Annotated in this window: 20 protein-coding genes; 6 read left to right on the forward strand and 14 right to left on the reverse strand. The window is 32.1% G+C overall.

Annotated elements, in window-relative coordinates; all coding sequences use genetic code 11:
• Positions 1-309 precede the first annotated feature (309 nt).
• Both Q0050_RS08040 and Q0050_RS08045 read left to right on the forward strand, forming a co-directional pair.
• On the forward strand, positions 310-2,220 hold the full coding sequence (locus Q0050_RS08040; RefSeq protein WP_298394041.1) for an SPFH domain-containing protein: 1,911 nt from the start codon (positions 310-312) through the stop codon (positions 2,218-2,220).
• 123 nt (positions 2,221-2,343) lie between these two features.
• Positions 2,344-4,131 (forward strand): ABC transporter transmembrane domain-containing protein, encoded by a 1,788-nt coding sequence (locus tag Q0050_RS08045; RefSeq protein ID WP_298394043.1) that lies wholly within the window; start codon positions 2,344-2,346, stop codon positions 4,129-4,131.
• Positions 4,132-4,284: 153 nt separating this feature from the next.
• Here the strand turns inward: Q0050_RS08045 and Q0050_RS08050 are convergent, their stop codons facing one another.
• The 10 genes from Q0050_RS08050 to Q0050_RS08095 form a co-directional block, all read right to left on the reverse strand.
• Positions 4,285-5,454, reverse strand: a complete 1,170-nt coding sequence (locus tag Q0050_RS08050; RefSeq protein ID WP_298394045.1) for a proline dehydrogenase family protein — start codon at positions 5,452-5,454, stop codon at positions 4,285-4,287.
• A gap of 43 nt (positions 5,455-5,497) precedes the next feature.
• Positions 5,498-6,925: an SDR family oxidoreductase gene (locus Q0050_RS08055; RefSeq protein WP_298394047.1), complete on the reverse strand. Its 1,428-nt coding sequence runs from the start codon at positions 6,923-6,925 to the stop codon at positions 5,498-5,500.
• 114 nt (positions 6,926-7,039) lie between these two features.
• Positions 7,040-8,329 (reverse strand): DASH family cryptochrome, encoded by a 1,290-nt coding sequence (locus Q0050_RS08060; RefSeq protein WP_298394049.1) that lies wholly within the window; start codon positions 8,327-8,329, stop codon positions 7,040-7,042.
• Positions 8,330-8,394: 65 nt separating this feature from the next.
• A complete protein-coding gene (locus tag Q0050_RS08065; protein WP_298394051.1) occupies positions 8,395-9,930 on the reverse strand; it encodes a cryptochrome/photolyase family protein in 1,536 nt (511 codons plus the stop codon).
• Positions 9,931-9,974: 44 nt separating this feature from the next.
• A complete protein-coding gene (locus tag Q0050_RS08070) occupies positions 9,975-10,112 on the reverse strand; it encodes a DUF2256 domain-containing protein (protein WP_298394053.1) in 138 nt (45 codons plus the stop codon).
• Position 10,113: 1 nt separating this feature from the next.
• The gene (locus Q0050_RS08075; protein WP_298394055.1) at positions 10,114-10,827 is read right to left on the reverse strand and encodes a DUF2071 domain-containing protein; all 714 of its coding nucleotides are present in this window, start codon (positions 10,825-10,827) and stop codon (positions 10,114-10,116) included.
• Complete coding sequence (locus tag Q0050_RS08080; protein WP_298394057.1) at positions 10,824-12,329, reverse strand: cryptochrome/deoxyribodipyrimidine photo-lyase family protein; 1,506 nt, start codon at positions 12,327-12,329, stop codon at positions 10,824-10,826. The genes Q0050_RS08075 and Q0050_RS08080 overlap by 4 nt, the downstream gene beginning before the upstream one ends.
• Complete coding sequence (locus tag Q0050_RS08085) at positions 12,322-12,972, reverse strand: flavin reductase (RefSeq protein WP_298394059.1); 651 nt, start codon at positions 12,970-12,972, stop codon at positions 12,322-12,324. Before Q0050_RS08085 ends, Q0050_RS08080 begins: the two co-directional genes overlap by 8 nt.
• Positions 12,973-12,983: 11 nt before the next feature.
• On the reverse strand, positions 12,984-13,382 hold the full coding sequence (locus tag Q0050_RS08090) for a DUF2452 domain-containing protein (protein ID WP_298394061.1): 399 nt from the start codon (positions 13,380-13,382) through the stop codon (positions 12,984-12,986).
• A 2-nt stretch (positions 13,383-13,384) separates the two neighbouring features.
• Positions 13,385-13,687 carry a TIGR03643 family protein gene (locus Q0050_RS08095; RefSeq protein WP_298394063.1) on the reverse strand — a complete coding sequence of 101 codons (303 nt, stop codon included), beginning with the start codon at positions 13,685-13,687 and terminating at the stop codon, positions 13,385-13,387.
• A gap of 150 nt (positions 13,688-13,837) precedes the next feature.
• On the opposite strand from Q0050_RS08095, the gene aroB reads away from it, so the two are divergent.
• The 4 genes from aroB (at position 13,838) to Q0050_RS08115 (ending at position 18,124) form a co-directional block, all read left to right on the forward strand.
• Positions 13,838-14,899, forward strand: coding sequence for a 3-dehydroquinate synthase (gene aroB / locus Q0050_RS08100; protein ID WP_298394065.1), 1,062 nt, complete (start codon positions 13,838-13,840; stop codon positions 14,897-14,899).
• A gap of 287 nt (positions 14,900-15,186) precedes the next feature.
• Complete coding sequence (locus tag Q0050_RS08105; protein WP_298394067.1) at positions 15,187-16,590, forward strand: arginine decarboxylase; 1,404 nt, start codon at positions 15,187-15,189, stop codon at positions 16,588-16,590.
• A gap of 137 nt (positions 16,591-16,727) precedes the next feature.
• Positions 16,728-17,702, forward strand: coding sequence for a deoxyhypusine synthase family protein (locus tag Q0050_RS08110; protein WP_298394068.1), 975 nt, complete (start codon positions 16,728-16,730; stop codon positions 17,700-17,702).
• A gap of 8 nt (positions 17,703-17,710) precedes the next feature.
• Entirely contained in the window at positions 17,711-18,124 is a 414-nt protein-coding gene (locus Q0050_RS08115) for a DNA primase (protein WP_298394071.1), read from the forward strand.
• A gap of 107 nt (positions 18,125-18,231) precedes the next feature.
• Here the strand turns inward: Q0050_RS08115 and Q0050_RS08120 are convergent, their stop codons facing one another.
• From Q0050_RS08120 to Q0050_RS08135, 4 genes are all read right to left on the reverse strand, one after another.
• On the reverse strand, positions 18,232-18,750 hold the full coding sequence (locus Q0050_RS08120; RefSeq protein WP_298394073.1) for a DinB family protein: 519 nt from the start codon (positions 18,748-18,750) through the stop codon (positions 18,232-18,234).
• Between the two features lie 33 nt (positions 18,751-18,783).
• Positions 18,784-19,179, reverse strand: coding sequence for a hypothetical protein (locus tag Q0050_RS08125; protein ID WP_298394076.1), 396 nt, complete (start codon positions 19,177-19,179; stop codon positions 18,784-18,786).
• Positions 19,180-19,183: 4 nt separating this feature from the next.
• The gene (locus Q0050_RS08130) at positions 19,184-21,760 is read right to left on the reverse strand and encodes a phosphoenolpyruvate carboxylase (protein ID WP_298394079.1); all 2,577 of its coding nucleotides are present in this window, start codon (positions 21,758-21,760) and stop codon (positions 19,184-19,186) included.
• A gap of 150 nt (positions 21,761-21,910) precedes the next feature.
• Entirely contained in the window at positions 21,911-22,390 is a 480-nt protein-coding gene (locus Q0050_RS08135) for a winged helix-turn-helix transcriptional regulator (protein ID WP_035127172.1), read from the reverse strand.
• Positions 22,391-22,413: the final 23 nt, after the last annotated feature.

Raw genomic sequence — 22,413 nt, forward strand, 5'->3', positions numbered from 1 at the left:
CTTAAAATAACTTCAGGGAAACCTGGAGTTTTTTTTTATTTTTAATTATATGATTTTTAATATTTTAAGCTTTAGATAAAAAATAAATAGTATTTTTTCTGTAACTTTTAATTCAGTCAATCGTATAATTACAGATTTAAAAATAGAACCAAATTCTAAAATGACACAAAAGTGTTGTAACTTCAAAAATAATATATTCAATAAAGAAAATTGAATTATTTAGTAAAAGAATCCTTGAATTTACTCTTAATTTTTCTACAAAATTCTATTACAAATCAAAAACATTCCTAATTAATTAATTGATATAAAATGACAACATTTTTTACTTTATGGTGGGTAATTCCTATTGTTTTATCTATTGTTTTTTACAAATTTGTTTTAAGAGTTTTCTTCGGAATGGTGATTGTTCCCGAAGATAAAATTGGTTTAGTAACCAAGAAATTTGTACTTTTTGGTACCGATAAATCGTTACCCGACGGAAGAATTATTGCAACCAAAGGCGAGGCTGGTTTTCAAGCTCAAACCTTAGCGCCAGGATTGTACTGGACAATGTGGATTTGGCAATATTCTGTCGATATGACAGCGTTTACAATCATTCCAGAAGGAAAAATCGGATTAGTTTTGAGTAAAGACGGAAAAGAAATTCCAACTGGTAGAATTTTAGCACGAAAAGTCGATAGCGATAACTTTCAAGATGCAACTGCTTTCTTGAATAACGGTGGACAAAAAGGACGTCAAACAGCTTTTATTACTACAGGTTCTTATCGTATCAATACTTTTTTGTTCGAAATTATAATCGCTGATCAAGTCAAGATTTTTGAAAATATGGTTGGTATTGTTACCGCTTTAGATGGAGAACCAATTCCGCAAGGACAAATTGCCGGTAAGAATGTCGACGGACACAATAATTTTCAAGATTTTGATAGATTTTTAGAAGCTGGAGGAAACCGTGGACTACAACCTCAAGTGATGCTTGCTGGTTCGTATTACATCAACTCTTGGGCAACTCAAATTGAACAAACGCCAATGACTGATGTGCCAATTGGTTACGTTGGCGTTGTAATCTCTTATATAGGTGAAGACGGGCAAGATGTTACAGGTGAGCATTTTAAACACGGAAATATTGTCTCTAAAGGTCAACGTGGTGTTTGGATGGAACCACTTGGACCAGGAAAATACGCTTTAAATAAATATACTACCAAATTAGAACCTGTTCCAACCACAAATTTAGTTTTAAACTGGGCTGATGCTCGAAGTGAATCTCATAATTTAGACCACAATTTATCTACAATTACAGTACGTTCTCGTGATGGTTTCCCATTTAATTTGGATGTTTCACAAATTATTCACGTACCAGCAAATGAAGCACCAAAAGTGATTGCTCGTTTTGGAAGTATGACAAATCTAGTTTCTCAAGTTCTTGAACCAACAATTGGTAATTATTTTAGAAACTCGGCTCAAGAAAGCGATGTAATTTCGTTTTTGAGTACCCGTAAAGAACGACAAGAATCTGCTAGAAATCATATCAAAGTAGTTCTAGATGAGTATAATGTAAATGCAGTTGATACTTTGATTGGAGACATCGTTCCACCTGATTCTTTGATGAAAACTTTGACCGATAGAAAAATTGCCGAAGAAGAACAAAAGACTTATCAAACTCAAAGAATGGCGCAAGAACAACGTCAAGGAATGGAAAAAGAAACTGCCATTGCTGATATGCAAAAAGAAATTGTTCGTGCTTCTCAAAGTGTTGAAATTGCACAAAGAACAGCCGACGCAACCGTTAAAAAAGCGGAAGGTGATGCAACTAGTTTGAAATTAAATGTTAACGCCGAAGCAGAAGCTACAAAAATGAGAGCAAATGCTGAAGCGGAAGCAACCAAAGCAAGAGCTGGAGCACAAGCCGAAGCTACAAAACTAAATGCAAGTGCTGAGGCTGAAAAAATTTCTAAAACTGGTTTGGCCGAAGCTGAAAAAATTATGGCAATCGGTAAATCAACTGCCGAAGCTTATCAACTGCAAGTTTCTGCAATGGGTGGCGATAACTTTACTAAATATAAAATTACCGAAGAAATTGGTAAAGGAAACATCAAAGTTATTCCAGATGTGTTAATCTCAGGAAGCAATGGATCGGAAGGTGGCATTAGCGGATTATTAGGCATCAAATTGATGGAAATGATGGATACTAAAAATGAAAAAGACGAAACTAAAAAGAAATAAGTAATCTTAATTTTAAATCAAATCCGTTTTGTGAAAGCAAAGCGGATTTTTTATTTTCACAAAATATTAGCATTTGTAAAAAATCTAACCAAGCATTATTAATTACTTTTACCTAAAAAAAGAATGCCACGATTTAAAGAAAATGACTTACCTAAAGCCAAATTAAACGCAAGTACTTTAAGCAAAGCGTTATTAATATTTAACTATGCTGATAATCACAAGTGGAAATTTTACCTAGGCTTAATTTTTTTATTACTAACAGGTGGAACAGCATTGGCATTCCCAAAATTGCTAGGTTTATTAGTAGATTGTGTTAATGGAAAAGATTTAGAACAAGCCAAAAATATTGCCTTAGGATTAATGGGAATTTTATTGCTACAATCCTTTTTTTCTTTTTTTAGATTATCCTTATTCATCAATTTTACTGAAAATACTTTGGCTAACATTCGTTTGTCGTTGTATAGTAATTTGATCAAACTACCAATGACTTTTTTCTCTCAAAAACGAGTAGGAGAATTAAACAGTAGAATTAGTTCCGACATCACACAAATTCAAGATACTTTAACTACGACAATAGCGGAGTTTTTACGCCAATTTATTTTGATAATTGGTGGAATTATTTTTTTAGCAACTATAAGTTTGAAGTTAACTCTAATGATGCTGTGCATCGTTCCTATAGTTGCAGTGGCTGCAGTGATTTTTGGAAGATTTATCAGAAAATTTTCTAAAAATGTTCAAGATCAAGTAGCTGAAAGTCAAGTTATAGTTGAAGAAACATTGCAAGGCATTTCAAATGTAAAAGCTTTTGCGAATGAATGGTATGAAATTGCTCGTTACAAAGGCAAAATTAACGACGTTGTAAAGTTGGCCATCAAAGGCGGAATTTATCGTGGCTATTTTGCATCCTTCATTATTTTTTGCTTATTTGGCGCTATTGTAGCTGTAGTTTGGTATGGTGTAAGTTTATGTATTAGCGGTGAAATCAAAGGTGTTGGAGAATTAATTTCATTTGTATTGTATTCCACATTTATTGGAGCTTCTTTTGGTGGTATTGCAGAATTATATGCTCAAATTCAAAAAGCTGTCGGTGCAACCGAAAGAGTTTTCGAATTATTAGATGAAAAACCTGAAAAAATTAACGCTACTCAAAATCATTCGCTTGAAAAAATAAAAGGAAACGTAACCTTCAAAAATGTACAATTCAGTTATCCATCACGACCAGAAATTCAGGTATTGAAGGATGTAAATTTCACAGCGAGTTTTGGTCAAAAAATCGCCATTGTTGGTCCGAGTGGTGCTGGAAAATCTACCATATCTTCTCTCCTATTACGTTTTTATGATATCGATGGCGGAGAAATTTTGATTGATGATAAAAACATTTACGATTATGATTTAGAAAATCTTCGTGGCAACATGAGCATCGTTCCACAAGATGTTATTTTGTTTGGTGGCACTATTCGAGAAAACATTGCTTACGGAAAACCAAATGCTACCGATGAAGAAATATTTTTAGCAGCAAAGCAAGCCAATGCCTTAGATTTCGTTAACGGATTTCCAGAGAAATTTGAAACTTTGGTTGGTGAACGCGGTATAAAACTTTCTGGTGGTCAACGTCAGCGTATTGCCATTGCACGAGCATTATTAAAAAATCCAAGTATTTTGATTTTAGACGAAGCTACATCATCATTAGATAGTGAAAGCGAGAAATTAGTACAACAAGCTTTAGAAACTTTAATGGAAGGAAGAACAAGTATCATCATTGCTCACCGACTTTCAACCATCAGAAGTGCCGATGCCATATTAGTTCTAAATGAAGGCAAAATTGCAGAAAAAGGTACACACAAAGAACTACTAACCATTGAAAATGGTATTTACAAGAATTTGAGTAATTTGCAGTTTAGTGAGTATTAGTAATGTTTAGTGATTAGTAAATAGTGAAGAGTAATTAGTTTCGATTTAATAACCACTATTTACTCTTTACTCTTCACTATTTACTATTTACTCTTTACTCTTCACTATTTACTCTTTACTCTTCACTATTTACTAATAACTAATCACTAATCACTATTTACTTTTCCTTCTATCTCTTTCTGCTTTCAATAAATTCAATTCTCTACTGGTTTGCCCAGCTACAGAAGTATTTTCTTCGGCACGACGAATTAAGTATGGCATTACATCACGAACTGGTCCGAATGGTAAATATTTGGCAACATTATATCCGTTTTCTGCTAAATTATAACTGATGTTATCGCTCATTCCGTATAATTGTCCGAACCAAATTCGCTGGTCATTTTTAGAAATTCTGTTAGAAGCTTGCATTTGAAGTAACTTATAAGAACTTTCTTCGTTATGCGTTCCGGCAAATATTGCCATTTTATCAATATGTTGCATCATATAATCTACAGCGGCATTATAATTATCATCGGTTGCTTGTTTGGAAGCACAAATTGGTGTTGGATAACCCATTTCTTCTGCACGTTTATGCTCTTTTTCCATATATGCACCACGAACTAATTTCATTCCGATATAAAAACCGTCTTTTTTTGCACGTTCGTGTAAGGCTTTTAAATAGTCCATTCTATCCCAACGGTACATTTGCAGCGTATTGAATACTATTGCTTTTTCTTTATTGTATTTGCGCATCATCTCTTCTACCAAATCGTCGGCAGCATCTTGCATCCAGCTTTCTTCACCATCGATCAGTAAAGCAACATCCTTCGAATGCGCTGTTTTACAAATGATTTCAAAACGTTCTTTTACACGATTCCATTCTGCTTGTTCTTCAGTTGAAAGAGGTTGCTTCTCTCCTATTTTTGTATATAAATCTAATCGACCTAAACCTGTAGGTTTAAAAACTGCAAAAGGAATTGCGTGACGTTCTTTAGCAAACTCAACTGTTTTTAAAGTCATTTCGAGCGCAGCGTCAAATTGTGCTTCCTCTTCTTTGCCTTCAACAGAATAATCTAAAACTGATGAAACGCCTTTGGTATACATATTATCGACTACTTTTAGGCAATCCATCTCATTAACACCACCACAAAAATGGTCAAAAACAGAGGCACGAATCAATCCTTCAACAGGCAAATGTGCTTTTAATGCAAAGTTGGTTACAGCGGTTCCAATTCTTACCAACGGTTCATTGGCAATCATTTTAAAAAGAAAATACGCTCTATCTAATTCGGTGTCACTTTTTAAAGCAAAAGCAACTTGGGTATTGTTGAATATTTTATCCATTTGTTTTAATAATTGCACAAATATAATTAGAATTTGATAATTTTTATTTTGAATTGGCTATTCTTTTTATCATTCCGTTAAAAATGAAAAAATGAAAGGGAATCATACTGTACCAATACAATCGTCCGAAAAGTCCGGTTGGTCTAAACGTTGCAATTTGGTGCAAATAATTGTTTTCGTCAATTCTGAATTCAAGCCAAGCTTCGCCTGGAACACGCATTTCTGCATATAACAAAAGTCGTTTGTTTTTTTTATCGGCCAAAATTACGCGCCAAAAATCAAGTGAATCACCATTATCCAAATGTGTCGGACTTGTTCGTCCGCGTCGCAAGCCAACGCCACCAAAAAGTTTATCTACAAAACCACGCAGTTGCCACATCCAATTGCCATAATACCAACCTTTTTCACCTCCAATAGACCAAATGTTATCTAACACTTGCTTGGAATTAAGAATCTTGATTTTCTTACTATCTTTCAAACAACCAAATTTTGGAATTTGAATATAATTGGTCAATTTACTTTTAATTCGTCCGCTAGCCAAACTGTCTTTCCAACTTGACACAACAAGATTTTGCTCAATTTTTTGAAACGCTAATTTAATCGCATCAACATATGATATTGGCTTGACGTTGAGCATTCTTTGCAATCGATTATCGTTACAAACTACTTCCACTTTCATACTGTCAACAAGATTTAAGGCAAGTTTATAAGAAGTTGAAGTTACAAAATACAACCAATAGGATGACAATTTTGGTGTCATAATTGGTACTGTAAAAATGGCTAATTTGATACCACGAGTTTTTGCGTACAATTGCATCATTTGTTTGTAAGTAATCACGTTTGGTCCGCCAATATCAAACGATTGATTGTAACAATCTTCTCTATTTTGAACACCAATTAAATACTTCATTACATCGCGAATAGCAATGGGTTGTGTCTTGGTCAAAACCCATTTTGGCGTAATCATTATAGGTAACTTTTCACACAAATCTCGAATGATTTCGAACGATGAACTTCCTGAACCTACAATAATACCGGCTTTTAAAACCGTTAGATTAGGCTTGCCAGAATACAATATTTTTTCAACATTATTTCGAGATAACATGTGTTTAGACAATTTAGGATCATTTACAATTCCGCTTAAATAAATGACCTGTTTGATGTTCATAAACTCTGCATATCTGTTAAAATTGTGAGCTGTAGTAGCTTCCATTTTATCAAAAACAGCAGTAGAACTCGACATAGAATGAATTAAAAAATAAGCTATATCAATTTCTTTCGGACAAGTATCAAAATTGACTTCTTCAAGAAAATCTACTTCCCAAATTGTTAACAATGAAAGTAATTCATCATCTAATCCGAGACGCATTTTATCACGAACAGCACAAATAATTTCGTGACCTTGACTTAGTAATTCGGGTAGCAAACGCCTTCCAACATAACCATTTGCTCCTGTTAATAGAATTTTCATAGGAATACATTTAGATTAATAATTGTCACTTTTAAAATTGGCTTTTCCTTAATTTAAATTATTTTCAAACTTTTAATTAACGTAAATTATCAAGAATATCATTTATCATAATAACTATTTAAGCCATAATTTTCGATAGGCTTTGTTTCTATCATAGTCTGATGCTTGTTTTTCAATATTAAACCACCTATGACCACGAGGATCGTTACCTACTCCAGCAAGATATGCCCAATTTCCCCAATTGCTGCATACATCATAATCAATTAATTGCTGTTCAAAATAGGCAGCACCAATACGCCAATCCATATTGAGCTCGTTACAAAAATAACTAGCCACATTTTGTCGACCTCGATTACTCATAAATCCTGTTAATTTTAATTCTAGCATATTGGCATTTACAAAATCAGATGGTGTAGCGCCATTGATCCATTGCGAAAGCAGTTTTTCATTTAGCGACTTGGAATTAACTTTTTCAGATTGAATTCCTTTGTATAAGAAAAATTTTGTTTGGTGTTTTTTAAACATAAATCTAAAAAAATCACGCCACAGCAATTCAAAAACCAACCAATAAGTCGATTCGTTGGCTCCAAATTGCGATTCATATTTTTTGAGTTCATTATTAATAAATCGTGGTGAAATGCAACCCAGCGCTAACCAAGCCGAAAACTTTGATGAATAATCGGCACCGATTAAACCATTGCGTGTTTCTTTATATTCAGAAATGCATTTGGTTTTATAAAAATAGTGATTTAATCTATTGATTGCTTCGGTTTCGCCACCTTTAAACTTAATTGATGCTCTTTTATCAATAGCTGTGAATTCTAAATTCAAGTCTTCAAAGGTTGGCAGTTTGAATTCAGGAATTTCAGGAGATTGTATTTTAACCGGAACGTCGAAAGCAGTTCTAATTATGGCATCTTTTTCTGTTTTTTTTCTAAAACTTGTAAATACATCTGGAATATCTTTTATCGAGAATGGTAAATCTTCAGCGTGATACAACGTACTTGTACTAAACGATTGAAATTCGCATTTCAATTTAAACAATTCATTTTGTACCAAGATTTCTGTTTGTTTTTCTTCGTAAGAAACCTCACGTTTAGCATAAACTTTAGAAACTTTATATTGCTGAACTATTTTAGGAAGTTCTTCTTCAGGTTTACCTTTAACCACTAATAATCCTGAACCCAATTTTCGCAAAGAAGCATCTAAATCAATTAGTGATTCAAATAAAAATTGTGTTCTAAAACTTCCTGTTTTTTTAAATCCAAATTTAGTAGTTTCAAATTGTGCTTCGTCAAAACAATATACCGGAATAATTTCATCGCTTGATGTTATTGCTTTTATTAAAGTCTCATTGTCGTGTAATCTTAAATCGGTTTTAAACCAAACTAATGTCGTTTTCATATGCTTTTTTTTAATGCTTTAATCTTAGGTTTGTACTTTAAAACCATAAGACTAAACTAAAATTTCTATAATTCGTTTATGTTTTTTAAATAATAATCCGCTTGTTGTAGCAAAGCCGTTTTATCTTCGGGTTTCATTTTTCGCCATACATTATACATCATTCCAATACGAGGATTTTTACCAAGTTGTTCTTCATTTCTATCATAAAAATTCCAATACAAACTATTGAATGGACAAGCTTTTTCTCCAGTTTTCAGTGCTTTTTTATAAAAACAACTACCGCAATAATGACTCATTTTATCAATATAAGACGCCGAACTCACATAAGGTTTTGTACCAACAATTCCGCCATCGGCAAACTGACTCATTCCGCGAGTATTTGTAATTTCAACCCATTCGAAGGCATCAATGTAAATTCCGAGATACCAATTATCAAGTTCATCTGGGTGAATTCCTGCTAGAAGAGCAAAATTTCCAGTAATCATTAAGCGCTGAATGTGGTGTGCATAAGCGTATTGCAATGATTGATTGATGGCATCTTTTAAACAATTCATTTTCGTCTTTCCTGTCCAAAACCACTCGGGCAATTTTTCTTGATTATTGAAAAAATTCATAGAGGCAAAATCGGGCATTTTATCCCAATAAATACCTCGCATGTATTCGCGCCAACCTATTATTTGACGTACAAATCCTTCCAACTGATTGTACTCTATTTCATTGGAACGTTTTTGCCATTCTTCAATACAACGATCAATAACTTCTTTTGGCGAAATCATTTTGATGTTCATAGAAAATGATATTCTAGAATGATATAACGACCATTCGTTGGGCGTCATTGCATCTTGATAACTTCCAAAAAGTTGCAAACATTCGGTAGCAAAAAAGTCGAGCAAATCAAGAGACTGTTTTCTATTTGTAGGCCAAACAAAATGCTTTGCATCAATTGTTCCGATGGTTTTTATGTTAGTTTTTGCAATTTCATTATAAATCTCCGTAACATCATTATCAAAAACTAAGGGTGCAATTGGTTTGTGGTTCTTGGGTAATTTTTTTCGGTTTTCACCATCGTAATTCCATTGACCGGTTACTGGCTTGTCGTTATCCATTAAAACGTTATGTTTCTTTCGCATCGCACGATAAAAACTTTCCATCAAGTAAATTTTCTTTCCTTCAAAAAAATCACCGAGTTCCTTTCTTGTGGTAAAAAAATGCTCAGAATCAACAACGGAACTTTCTATTGCTAACGATTCGCAAAGCTTTTTTAAATCTAAATCAACACGATATTCGTCGGGTAATTGGTATTCAAAATTAGTGAACTTGTGTGTTTCGATTACCTTATTGATATTGGCTTCAAACGACTGCAAGTTATTTTCATCATTTAAGTTAAAATAAATAACTTGATGATTATCAGATAATAATTGCTCTTTAAAATTTCGCATTGCTGCAAAAATTCCAACTACTTTTTGAATGTGATGGTTAACATAATCGGTTTCTGTTCGGATTTCCATCATTATGTAAGTAACCGAATCATCTACCGTTTTAAACCAAGAGTGACTGCTATTTAATTGATCTCCGAGAATTAATCGTAAGGTTTTTGACATTTTTTAAACCATTAAGGCATTATAATTTTTCCGTTTTTCACTAACTATTTGTTTCCTCGACATCTGTCGCTGCAATATTTTACTTCATCCCAAACTTTTTCCCATTTTTTGCGCCACGCAAAAGGTTTTTGACAAACCACGCAGATTTTACTGGGAAGATTTTGTTTTTTTACACCTTTCATTTTATATTTTATTTCGTTTCCAATTAATAGCTACTGCCGAACCTTCCGCTAAAAAAATACTTGCAGGTTTTGTGTTATCCAAAACCGCAAAATCACTTCCATACATTTTTTGAAAATCACAATCAATAGTACAACTTGAAATCTCGTTTATCATCCAACTCGGATGGGCAATTTTATATTCTTCTGTAGCTGTATTACTGACTTTGGTATAGCCATAATAATGTTCGAATATGAATTGTTCAAAACTATTTTCAACCATCGCTTTAGCTTCGTTTTTTGCAACAAGTTCAATGGAGTTCCATTTTTTATCAACCAACCATTCGTATTTTATTTCTTTACTTTTATCAGATATGTTCCATTTATGTTTGGTTGCGATAGTAGTGTAATGTTCTTTATATAAGGCGTTTGCCAGCCAAGCCACTACTTTATAAGGTACAGTTTCATTAATAAAAACAACACCACGACGGATTTCGTTATCAATTTTTCGATAAACATAAAAACGTAAATTAATTTCTTCAAAAGTTCCAAATTTAAAAATTGGAACATTGAAAATCTTAGTGTTTTTAAACATAAAACCCACCAAACTTACATAAGCCTTGCCTTCATACAAATCAAGAAAAACTCCTTTTGGAAGGTACTTTGATAGTATTTCAGGATCCATTTCATAATTGGCCATCACGATGTTTTCCCAATTGGCTCTTAAAAATACACTCATTTAGTTTTCTTTTTTGTGGTTCTGTTTCTTGGCGAACCGTTGGGGTTGCTTACGTGTTTTTTTAAGATTCGTTTTCCTTCTTCTTTCACATCATCATTTTTTCTAAAACTCCAAACAATATCACTGGCTTTTTTGCGAGTTTCTTCGATATCAACTATCGGAAACGGATAATCTTTTCCGATTTCACAATTATAAAATTGCTGCTCGATTGCATTCAATTTCCAAGGTTCGTGGATAAGTTCTACTGGAATTTCTGCTAATTCTGGAACCCATTTTTTTATAAATATTCCTTCAGCATCGTGGTCTTCTGAATTTTTAATTGGGTTGTAAATTCTTATCGTATTTATTCCGGTTGTTCCCGATTGCATTTGAATTTGTGGATAATGAATTCCAGGTTCGTAATCAAGAAATTGTCTTGCCAAAAAATGCAATTCACGCCAATCTTGCCACAAATTGAAGGTAAAAAATGAAACCACCATCGCTCGCATTCTAAAATTGATGTAACCTGTTTGAACCAAGCAGCGCATACAAGCATCTATAATTGGCACACCTGTTTTGCCTTCTTGCCACGCTTTGATATAAGTCTCATTTTTGGGTTTAATCAATCCGTCATAAGCACGATTTACGTTTTCAAACTCCATTCGGCATTCGTCTTCAAATTTTTGAATGAAATGGCAATGCCAGTGCAAACGTGAAACAAAATTGAGCATTGCTCGCTTATTGGGCGATTTTTCGTAAAATTGATTGGTATATTGATACACCATTCGCATACTAATATTTCCGTATGTTAAATAAGGCGACAAACGACTGCAACCTTTTCTACTTAATTCAGGTTTAGAAATGAATTTGCTATAATTAACGTGACGTTCTTTTGCAAAATTATCTAAATACCGCCACGCCCAATATTCGCCGCCTTGTTGGAAATTGGTGTTGCGAGTAGTTATTTCTTTTTGAAGCTTTTTTCCCTTTAATTTTTTATAAAAGGTACTATCTAAATTTTGAAATTTGATACCATTTAAATCGATTATTTTGGGTTCGGCTCGCATTACTTGTTCCCATCTTTTATCCCAAGTGCTTCTTGATTTTAATTTCCTGATTACACCGTGCATTTGCGATTGTTTCCAAAAAATTCCATTTTTATCAAAAAAAGATTGCATTGCAATATCTCTATCAAAAGTGACTTTGTTTCCGATTTCTTGATGCGAAAAAACAGATTTTATAGAATAAATTTTAACTAATTCTTCAAATACCGTTTGAACTTCATTATGAAAATAAAAAACTTGCGTTGATACAGGTTGCAATCGGGTTTGCATTTCTTGAATCGATTCATAAATAAAACGCCAATGTCTCACATCAGAATCGTCAAAATTCATTACCGAAGGTTCAAAAAAATAAACCAGTAAAGTAGGTATTCCTTCTTGTTGCGCCATAAATAATGGTTCGTGATCTGTAAAACGCAAATCACGTTTGAACCAAACAATATTTATAGTTTCTTTATCCAAGATTTAGTAATGAAGTGATTTCTTTATCGGGTTTTGCGTAACTTAATCGGTCCAATTGTTTAGTGCTATGATAACTATCCAAACCGGAAACTGTGATGGTATTAGCTTTTTCAATATCGATAAAACCATCTTGGTGCATACAATCGTCTGGAACATAAATTTGAACAATTTGTCCAATAATCATTGTTGTATTATTGATTGTAATATCTACTTTTTCTTTAAATTCTATTCCTAATTGTATGTTACTTTCTTCAACAAAAGGCGCAAAAAAATCATTTTTATATTCTGGTTTCAAATTTGTAACATCAAATTCTGAAATTCCATTATCATATCGAGCCGATGTTTGATGTGCTTCTCTGTAAATAGCTTCATTAATATGGTTAACCGTAAAAAAACCAGTATCCAAAATATTGCGCATTGTGTCACGCTCTGGTGGACTCGGACGAAAAATCAATCCGATCAACGCTGGATTGGCTCCGATATGAAAAAAAGAACTAAAAATTGCTAAATTCGTACTTTCATTTTTAGATTTTGTACCTACTAAAGCAACGCTTTTAAAACCGCCCAAACTGTTTATTAAATGAACACGTTTCTGCTTCTCTAATTGAATAATTTGATTTTTATCGATATAAATTTTTGACATTTACAATAGGGTTAAGCTAAATGAATCCACTTTTTTTCACTATTCAATTTAAAAGTACCAATATGCTCTTTATTCCACTCATTTGGAGCAATTAATGAAAGTGAATTAGTGCCGTCTTCATTGGCATATAAATGATAAATTTCTCCAATAACCGGTTCAAAAGAAAATTTGGAATTATAAACGATTTCATTCCATTCAAACTCGCGCATCAAATTTTCATATTGCTGTTTAAGTTCGTTAAACTTATTTTCAAACTCCTTATTTACATTAGTAATACCGCGACTTTTCCAAGATATTAAATCGTCTACTCTAATCACTGGAGCGCCAACACTTGTCGAATAAGGTAATATGCTTGCATTATAACCTTGTTCATCAGAATAAACTACGTTGTCTGGTTTTTTAGATTCCATCTTTATCGTTTAGAAATTTTATTATTTGAGATAGCACGTTGCATGTTGCATTTGAATCGATCAATACCTTCTACCCTTTTGGATTTGTGCTTGGTTTTACAATTCTCAACGCGTTCGCGCCACAATTTATAACTGCTAAATTTTAGCTCCTTTTTCATCAATGCCTTCACATCGGCTTCAGCCAAACCAAATTGAAATTTAATAGCGTCAAATGGCGTGCGATCTTCCCAAGCCATTTCAATGATTCTATCAATTTGAATATCAGTAAGTTTGTCTTTTTCTATGGTTGCAATAATTGGTTTCAAACTATTTTTGTTTAACTTTTAGTAATTAAAATTAAACAAATGTACTTATTATTTTTAATATTCTAATTCAAAAGCAATTAAAAATTAGTTAAAATTCATTCTACTGCGACTAATAATATGTGTATTTTTGCATCAAATCTTACATTTATTATGCAATCAATTCAAGCCAACGGGTATTCGATTTATTTTAATGAAAATGGTTACGAGCAAATCAATAAAACGATTTTAGAACATAAGTATTCTTCTATTTTTATTTTGGTTGATGAAAATACAAATGAGTTTTGCCTTGCTAAATTTTTGCCTAACATTTCAACAGAAGTCGCAATTGAAATTATAGAAATTGAAGCAGGTGAAGCGATGAAGAATATAACAACTTGCGTAGAAATTTGGTCGATTCTATCAGAACTTGGTGCCGATAGAAAAAGTTTAATAATCAATCTTGGCGGTGGTGTAATTACTGATATTGGTGGTTTTATTGCTTCAACATTTAAACGTGGTATTGATTTCATAAATGTTCCAACGACATTATTAGGAATGGTTGATGCTTCGATTGGCGGAAAAAATGGCGTTGATTTAGGACATTTAAAAAATCAAATTGGCGTTATCAATATTCCGAAAATGTTGTTGATTGATACTTCCTACTTAGAAACTTTGCCACCGAGAGAAATGCGCTCTGGTTTGGCTGAAATGTTGAAACACGGCTTGATTTATGATAAAAAATATTGGGAACAATTTTTAGAATTATCCTCGTTAGATGTCAATAATTTAGATGCTTTAATTTATCGCTCTGTCGAAATAAAAAATGAAGTGGTAACTCAAGATCCAACTGAAAATGGTATAAGAAAAGCCTTAAATTTTGGACATACTTTAGGTCACGCTATCGAAAGTCATTTTTTAGAATCGGATAAGCCATTATTGCATGGTGAGGCTATTGCAATTGGAATGATTTTGGAAAGTTTTATTTCAAAAGAAAAAGGATTACTTTCAAAAGAGGACTATTATCAAATAAAATACATCATTTCTAACCTTTATGATGCCCACGAATTTGAAGAAAATGATTTGATTTCAATACAAAAATTGCTCATTCACGACAAGAAAAACGAGTACGGTAAAGTGCAATTCGCATTACTAGAAGGCATCGGAAAAATCATTATTAATCAATCGGTTGAAAATGAATTAATTATTAAAAGTTTTGAAGATTATAAATTGTAATTTTTTTTACAAAAAAATATTGCAATTCGCTTATTTTATTTTTTACATTTGTGGTGATGAAAAACAAGACCAACTCTACTATCAATAGCAGTTTTACGCTCAAAACCATTTCAGGTTTTCAAGTGTTGTGTGTTGCTTTTTTAACATCAATTAGATCAATTTTAGGACTTTTCTTAGACATCTTTAAATCGGAGACAGAAAAACTCCCTATTATCTATGCTAATATTAGAGTTTGAAAATAAAGATTAATCAGGCTAATTAATAATCTTTTCAAACCCTTACAATCAATGAATACAAGATATTTCGACTTAATAAATCAAACTTATTACTTCCCGCAGGAAGAGTTCACTTTGAACAAAGATCATTCGTTGCAATTCCACAACATCGATTTGATGAAATTAGTGGAACAATACGGAACACCATTAAAATTCACTTATTTACCTCAAATTTCTACCAACATTAAAAGAGCCAAAAACTGGTTTAGAAATGCTATGGAGAAAAATAACTATGAAGGTAAATACTATTACTGTTATTGCACTAAAAGCTCTCACTTCGAATATATAATGAATGAGGCTTTCAAAAACAATATTCACATTGAAACTTCATCAGCATTTGACATTAATATTGTTGAAAATTTATTAGAAAACGGAAAAATTAATAAGAGTACACATATTATATGTAATGGTTTTAAACGCGATCAGTACATCACCAATATTGCACGATTAATTAATAATGGTCACAAGAATACTATTCCGATAATTGATAACTATGAAGAACTTGATTTGCTTCAAGCAGAAATCAAAGGAAAATTCAAAATTGGAATTAGAATTGCTGCTGAAGAGGAACCAAAGTTTGAATTTTATACTTCTCGTTTAGGAATTGGTTACAAAAATATTCTACAATTCTATAAAAAGCAGATTCAAGAGAATGATAGATTGGAGTTGAAAATGCTTCACTTTTTTATCAATACAGGTATTAATGATACAGCTTATTATTGGAATGAATTAGTAAAATGTATCAAAGTTTATATTCAATTAAAAAAAGAATGTCCATCGCTAGACGGATTAAATATTGGTGGAGGATTTCCGATTAAAAATTCACTTGCCTTTGAATATGACTACCAATATATGATTGATGAAATCATTAATCAAATTAAAATTGCTTGTGAAGAAGCCGAAGTAGACGTACCTAATATTTTTACTGAATTTGGATCATTTACTGTAGGTGAATCAGGTGGAGCTATTTATCAAGTTTTATATCAAAAACAACAAAACGATAGAGAAGCTTGGAACATGATTGATTCATCATTCATTACAACGCTTCCTGATACTTGGGCAATTAATAAACGATTTATTATGCTTGCCGTAAATAGATGGAATGATACTTATGAAAGAGTTTTACTTGGCGGAATGACTTGTGATAGCGACGACTACTACAACTCTGAACAAAATATGAACGCAATATATTTGCCAAAGTATAATAAAGAAAAACCTTTATATATAGGTTTTTTCAATACTGGTGCATATCAAGAAACTATTGGAGGTTTTGGAGGTTTACACCACTGTTTGATTCCGCAACCAAAACATATTTTAATAGATAGAGATAAAAACGGAATTATAGCCACTGAAGTGTTTAGTGAACAACAAACCGCTGAAGAAGTTTTAGAAATTTTAGGCTACACCAAAAAATAATAAAAAAAAACAGTTTGATGTTTTAGAAAAATAGTTTTTCTTTGAACTTCAAACTACTGTAAATTAAAACAAACATTAACAAAATCTGATGAAAAAGAACAAGTAATAGTTCACGAAATCAGATTAAAACTAAAAAAATGAGCAAAGGACCAATAAGTCAGTTTATTGAGAAGAATTATCTTCACTTCAACGCTGCTGCTTTAGTAGATGCTGCCAAAGGATATGAGCAACATTTATTAGAAAATGGAAAAATGATGATTACTTTAGCCGGTGCAATGAGTACTGCTGAGTTAGGTAAATCGTTGGCTGAAATGATTCGTCAAGACAAAGTACATATTATTTCTTGTACTGGTGCTAATCTTGAAGAAGATATTATGAATTTAGTAGCTCACAATTCTTACAAAAGAGTACCAAACTACCGAGATTTATCGCCACAAGAAGAATGGGATTTGTTAGAAAACCATTACAATAGAGTTACCGATACTTGTATTCCAGAAGAAGAAGCTTTTAGAAGATTACAATCACATTTGTATAATATTTGGAACAACGCCGATTCAAAAGGAGAACGCTACTTTCCGCACGAATTTATGTATCAAATGATCAATTCGGGTGTTTTAGAACAATATTATGAAATCGATCCAAAAGATTCTTGGATGGTTGCTGCAGCTGAAAAAAACCTACCGATTGTAGTTCCAGGTTGGGAAGACAGTACAATGGGTAACATCTTTGCTTCTTACTGTATTAAAGGTGAATTCAAGCCAACCACTATGAAAAGCGGTATTGAATACATGATGTGGTTAGCGGATTGGTATCCAAAAAATTCAGAAGGAAAAGGAGTTGGTTTCTTTCAAATTGGTGGTGGAATTGCAGGAGATTTTCCAATTTGTGTTGTGCCAATGCTTTATCAAGATATGGAAATGCACGATGTGCCGTTTTGGAGTTATTTTTGCCAAATTTCAGATTCAACAACTAGTTATGGTTCTTACTCAGGTGCGGTTCCAAATGAGAAAATCACTTGGGGTAAATTAGATATTCACACTCCAAAATTCATCATTGAGTCGGATGCAACTATTGTTGCTCCATTAATTTTTGCTTATTTATTAGACCAATAAAATATATTATGAGAAGAGTTATTGTTGATTATGCAAAGCTAACAGGCGATATTTTAAACTTATTAGTTGATAAATTTCCTGACGGATATGATGATTCCGATATCATCCGTTTTAGAAATGCGCAAAATGAACTTATCGAAGCAGTTGAAGTTCGCACAGAAGACACTATTTATTTAGTAAAAGTTAGTACTAAACTAGCAAGCCGAATGGAAAAATTTGATGAAGATGACGATTTAGATGCAGTAATTGAACCAATCATTCCAGTTGCAGGTCTTGATGATGATGAAGATGCCTCTGACGATGATGACCTAGACGAAGATTTGTTAAAAGACAAAGGAGGATCAGATGATGGCGACGATGATGACGATGATGATGACGATGAACCATCTGACAACTTTGATGATGAAGACGACGAAGAATAAATATTAAATTCCAATATTTTAAATCCCAAATTCCACTATTAAGTATGGAGTTTGGGATTTTTTTTATGGATCAAATTTTGGAATTTGGAGTTTGTTTTTGGAATTTCTTAAAGATATCTTTCTTGAAAAATCTTTTGATGATGATTTTGATGACCTATCATAATAAATCCTAATGCTCTTACTGACATTTCATTATTATTTGCTGTTCCTTTGTTTAAAAGCTGTGCTTCGTTAAAACTTTTGAATAAAAGCAAAGACGAATGACGAACAGCAGACATCTCCGTCAACAATTCCATAATACTTCTTTGGTTGGCTGTAGCTACATTGGCATAATCATTTTCTTCAAAGCCAGGTAAATCCGTTTTGTCATTTCGAGCAAAACGTAAGGCACGATAAGCAAAAATTCGTTCTGTGTCAATAACGTGTTGTATGATATCTTTAATAGTCCATTTTCCCTCGGCATAGCGATAATCAAATTTATCCATCGGGATGTCTTGTACAAATTTGATGAATCGATGTAAGGAAATTTCTAATTCTTCTACTAATGTATATTCATCAGAAACCTGTGAAATATAATTTGCATAAAAAGGTGCGTATTCGTTGGACTGCAGTTGTTTAATATTCATAATTTAAATAATCTAGTTTTTTATACTTTTTAATCAAAAATAAACAGTCAAAATTCCGATTATGACAATTGAAATAAAACATAAAATTAAATAGTTAAAACTTGTTTTTAATACTTTATATTTTCGTTTCAAATCATCTTCAGATAATTGATCTTCAAATGATGCATCAAGTAAATTTAAAGAATTTATTAATTCGTCTTTAAAATATCCATAATGCAAAGCATTTTTTTTAAATAATTCTATATCTCTTTCTTTTAATTCTTTACTAAATAGTCTTAAGTTTGAAGCACACAATGAAATAAATACAGGAAGACCAAATATAAAAAAAATAAATGGTGCGTAATTGTTATAAAATTTATTTCCTATTAGTATCCATAAAATTGAAATTAAGAATAATGATAAAAAATAATATTGGCATTTATTTTTCATAATCTTAAGCCGAATTGCGACTAGCATTTGTATTTCCAAATAAGGATCGCATTACTAACTTTTCATAAACTTCTAAAAGTTTAGCATCACTTTTACCCTTTTTGATTTCATTAATTTGCATTAAAGCATATTGCTGAATGGTTAATAATGGTAACACTATGTCTTCTCGCATTTTTATGGAAGCTTTTCCATCAGGATAATTTTCCATTAGCTCTTGATGCCTTGCAATTTTTAGTAATAATCGTTTGGTTTCTTGAAATTCATCAAATATGATTTGCCAAAAATCACCAAACTCAGCATCATTTTTCATGTACTGCGTAAGCGGAAAAAAAGATTTTGCTAAGGACATCATACTGTTTTCTAATAAAGTTCTAAAAAATAAGGAAGTATCAAACAAGGTTTGAACTTTGTCCCATTTATTGGTGGTTTCAAAATGTTTTAAAGCGGAACCAACACCAAAAAACCCCGGAACATTTTGTTTCATCTGACTCCACGATCCAACAAATGGAATAGCTCTCAAATCACCAAAATTTAATTCACTTCCGGTATTTCTTTTTGAAGGTCGACTACCAATATTAGTTTTCGAATAATAATTTAGCGTACTCATTTGCTCCAAATAAGGAATAAATTTTGGATGGTTTTTAAAACTCAAATATTTCTGATATCCAATTTCTGAAAGTTCATCAATTAATTCAATGTCTTCCTCAGATAAATCATTGCTTGTTTTATTAAATATTTGATTTGAAACACCAGCACTCAAAAGGTTTTCAAGATTATATCTACAAGATTCGTCAGTACCAAAATTAGAACTAATGGTTTGCCCTTGAATGGTTAATTGTATTTCGTTGTTTTCAATTTGTGAACCTAGCGAGGCATAAAATTTATGAGTTTTTCCACCGCCACGCGCAGGCGGACCACCACGACCATCAAAGAAAACAACTTTTATACCATATTTTCTTGAAATTGCAGTAATGGTTTGTTTGGCTTTGTAAATTCCCCAATTGGCCATTAAATAGCCGCCATCTTTTGTTCCATCTGAAAAGCCTAGCATAATTGTTTGCTTGTTTCCACGATTTTTTAAATGATTTGCATACTCTGCATTGGTATATAATTGTTCCATAATGACATCGGCAAATTTCAAATCGTCAATCGATTCGAACAATGGAACAATATCAACCGATGGATTTTTCCAATTGCATAATTTGAATAAAACAAAAGTTTCCATCACATTTAAAGCGCTTTCGTTGTTTGAAATGATGTAACGATTTGAACCCAATTCTCCATTATTTTCTTGGATGGTTTTCATCGAAATAATAGAATCTAGTGTTTGCTTTGTAATTTCATCATCAAACAAATTAGAAAATAAATTACCTGAAACTTCCGAAAGAAAAGTAAATTTCTTCTCATCAGTATAGTTGAAGTACTCATTATATTCTTCATTGGCTGTAGCAAATGAGGCAAAAATAGTCTTAATAACGTGATTGTGAATTTTACTATTTTGACGTATGTCTAACGAAGCAAAATGAAATCCAAACAAATTGACTTTATTAATTAAATCATTGATATCATCTAAGTACAACGATTGGTGTTTTTCAATACAAATAGTTTTTACACTATTCAACTGACTTAAAAGTTCTTGTAAAGTGATAAAAATAGTTCCATCGGAATAAAAAACGGAACGATAAATTTTATTTTCTAAATCTGAAATGATGGTATCAATTCCTGAAAAAGTTAGTTTTCTTTTTAACTTTCTAATATCTATATAATATGATTTTAGAATCGATGTTCGAAGTCGATTTGCAACATTCAAAGTGATTTCTGAAGTAACAAACGGATTTCCATCTCTATCGCCACCGGGCCAAAATCCTAAATTCAGAATTGAATTGGTAATGGGTTGGTCTTTGTAAATATTTTTTTGAAGGTATTGCATCATCTCACCAGAGGTTTGATAAAATACATTCTCGAGATACCAAATCAGGCTTACTGCTTCATCGAAAGGCGTTGGTTTTTCCTTTTTTATAAAAGGTGTTTTACCGAGTTGCGCTAACAAATCTTTGATTTTATTTAAGTCGTTCTCCCTAATTGCATCGGTTAAGTCTGTGATAATTCCGAGTACTGAACCTGGATAAAATTGTGTGGGATGCGCTGTTAAAACCGTTCGAACATTAAAATTTTCTAAAAAATAAATTAATTCTTGTTTCAATTCGCTAGTATCAATTCGCTCTTTAATCTCTCGAAGCGAACCTTTTCCTTCCATATTATTTACGATGGGAAAAGCGGCATCTTCAATAGCATCAAAAAGTACAATTTGACGTTCGACATATTGAATGAATCGAAACATTAAACTGATTTTTTCATCTTCAGAAATATTGCCTAAATATTTGGTTGTAAAATTAGTTACAATTTCTACTGGAGATAAATTATTTTTGAATCCGTTGTCGCAAATCTCGCTAAAAAGTGGCAATAAAACTCCTGTATTATCAATCGAATCAAAAGGTAAGGTTATAAAAATACTGTTATAAATGTGATATTTAAACAATACATTTTGGTTGAAACGTTCAATTTTGGGTAAGGTGTACATAGCTTATTTTTTAGACACGATTGACACGAATTTATACAAATACATTTGATCCTTAATTTTACAAAGCACCAACTATTTGAAATTTAAATATACAAAAAAACCTCAAGCAAAATAACTTGAGGTTTATATAAATTTATTTTCTTTCGAAAATTAAATGTCTTTAAAAATAGTATGCATCAAACGTTTTTTGTCGTTGATACTTTCTTCTAGTGAAATCATTGTTTCGGTTCTATAAACACCTTCAATATCATCAATCATAAAGATTACATCTTTAGCGTGTTTAGTGTCTTTAGCTCGAATTTTACAAAAGATATTAAATTTTCCGGTAGTAACATGCGCAACTGTTACGAAAGGAATTTCATTAATTCGTTCTAAAACAAATTTAGTTTGCGAGGTGTTGTTTAAGAAAACACCAACATAAGCGATGAAAGAATATCCTAATTTTTCGTAATCTAAGGTTAAAGAAGATCCCATAATAATTCCAGCATCTTCCATTTTTTTTACTCTTACATGCACTGTTCCTGCAGATATTAATAGCTTTTTAGCAATATCTGTAAATGGAACTCTTGTGTTATCAATCAGCATATCAAGGATTTGGTGATCTACTTCATCTAAACGAAACTTACTCATAATAACGTAGTTTTATTATTGTT

It is taken from the genome of Flavobacterium sp. (genome assembly GCF_027483985.1).
Lineage (GTDB): Bacteria > Bacteroidota > Bacteroidia > Flavobacteriales > Flavobacteriaceae > Flavobacterium.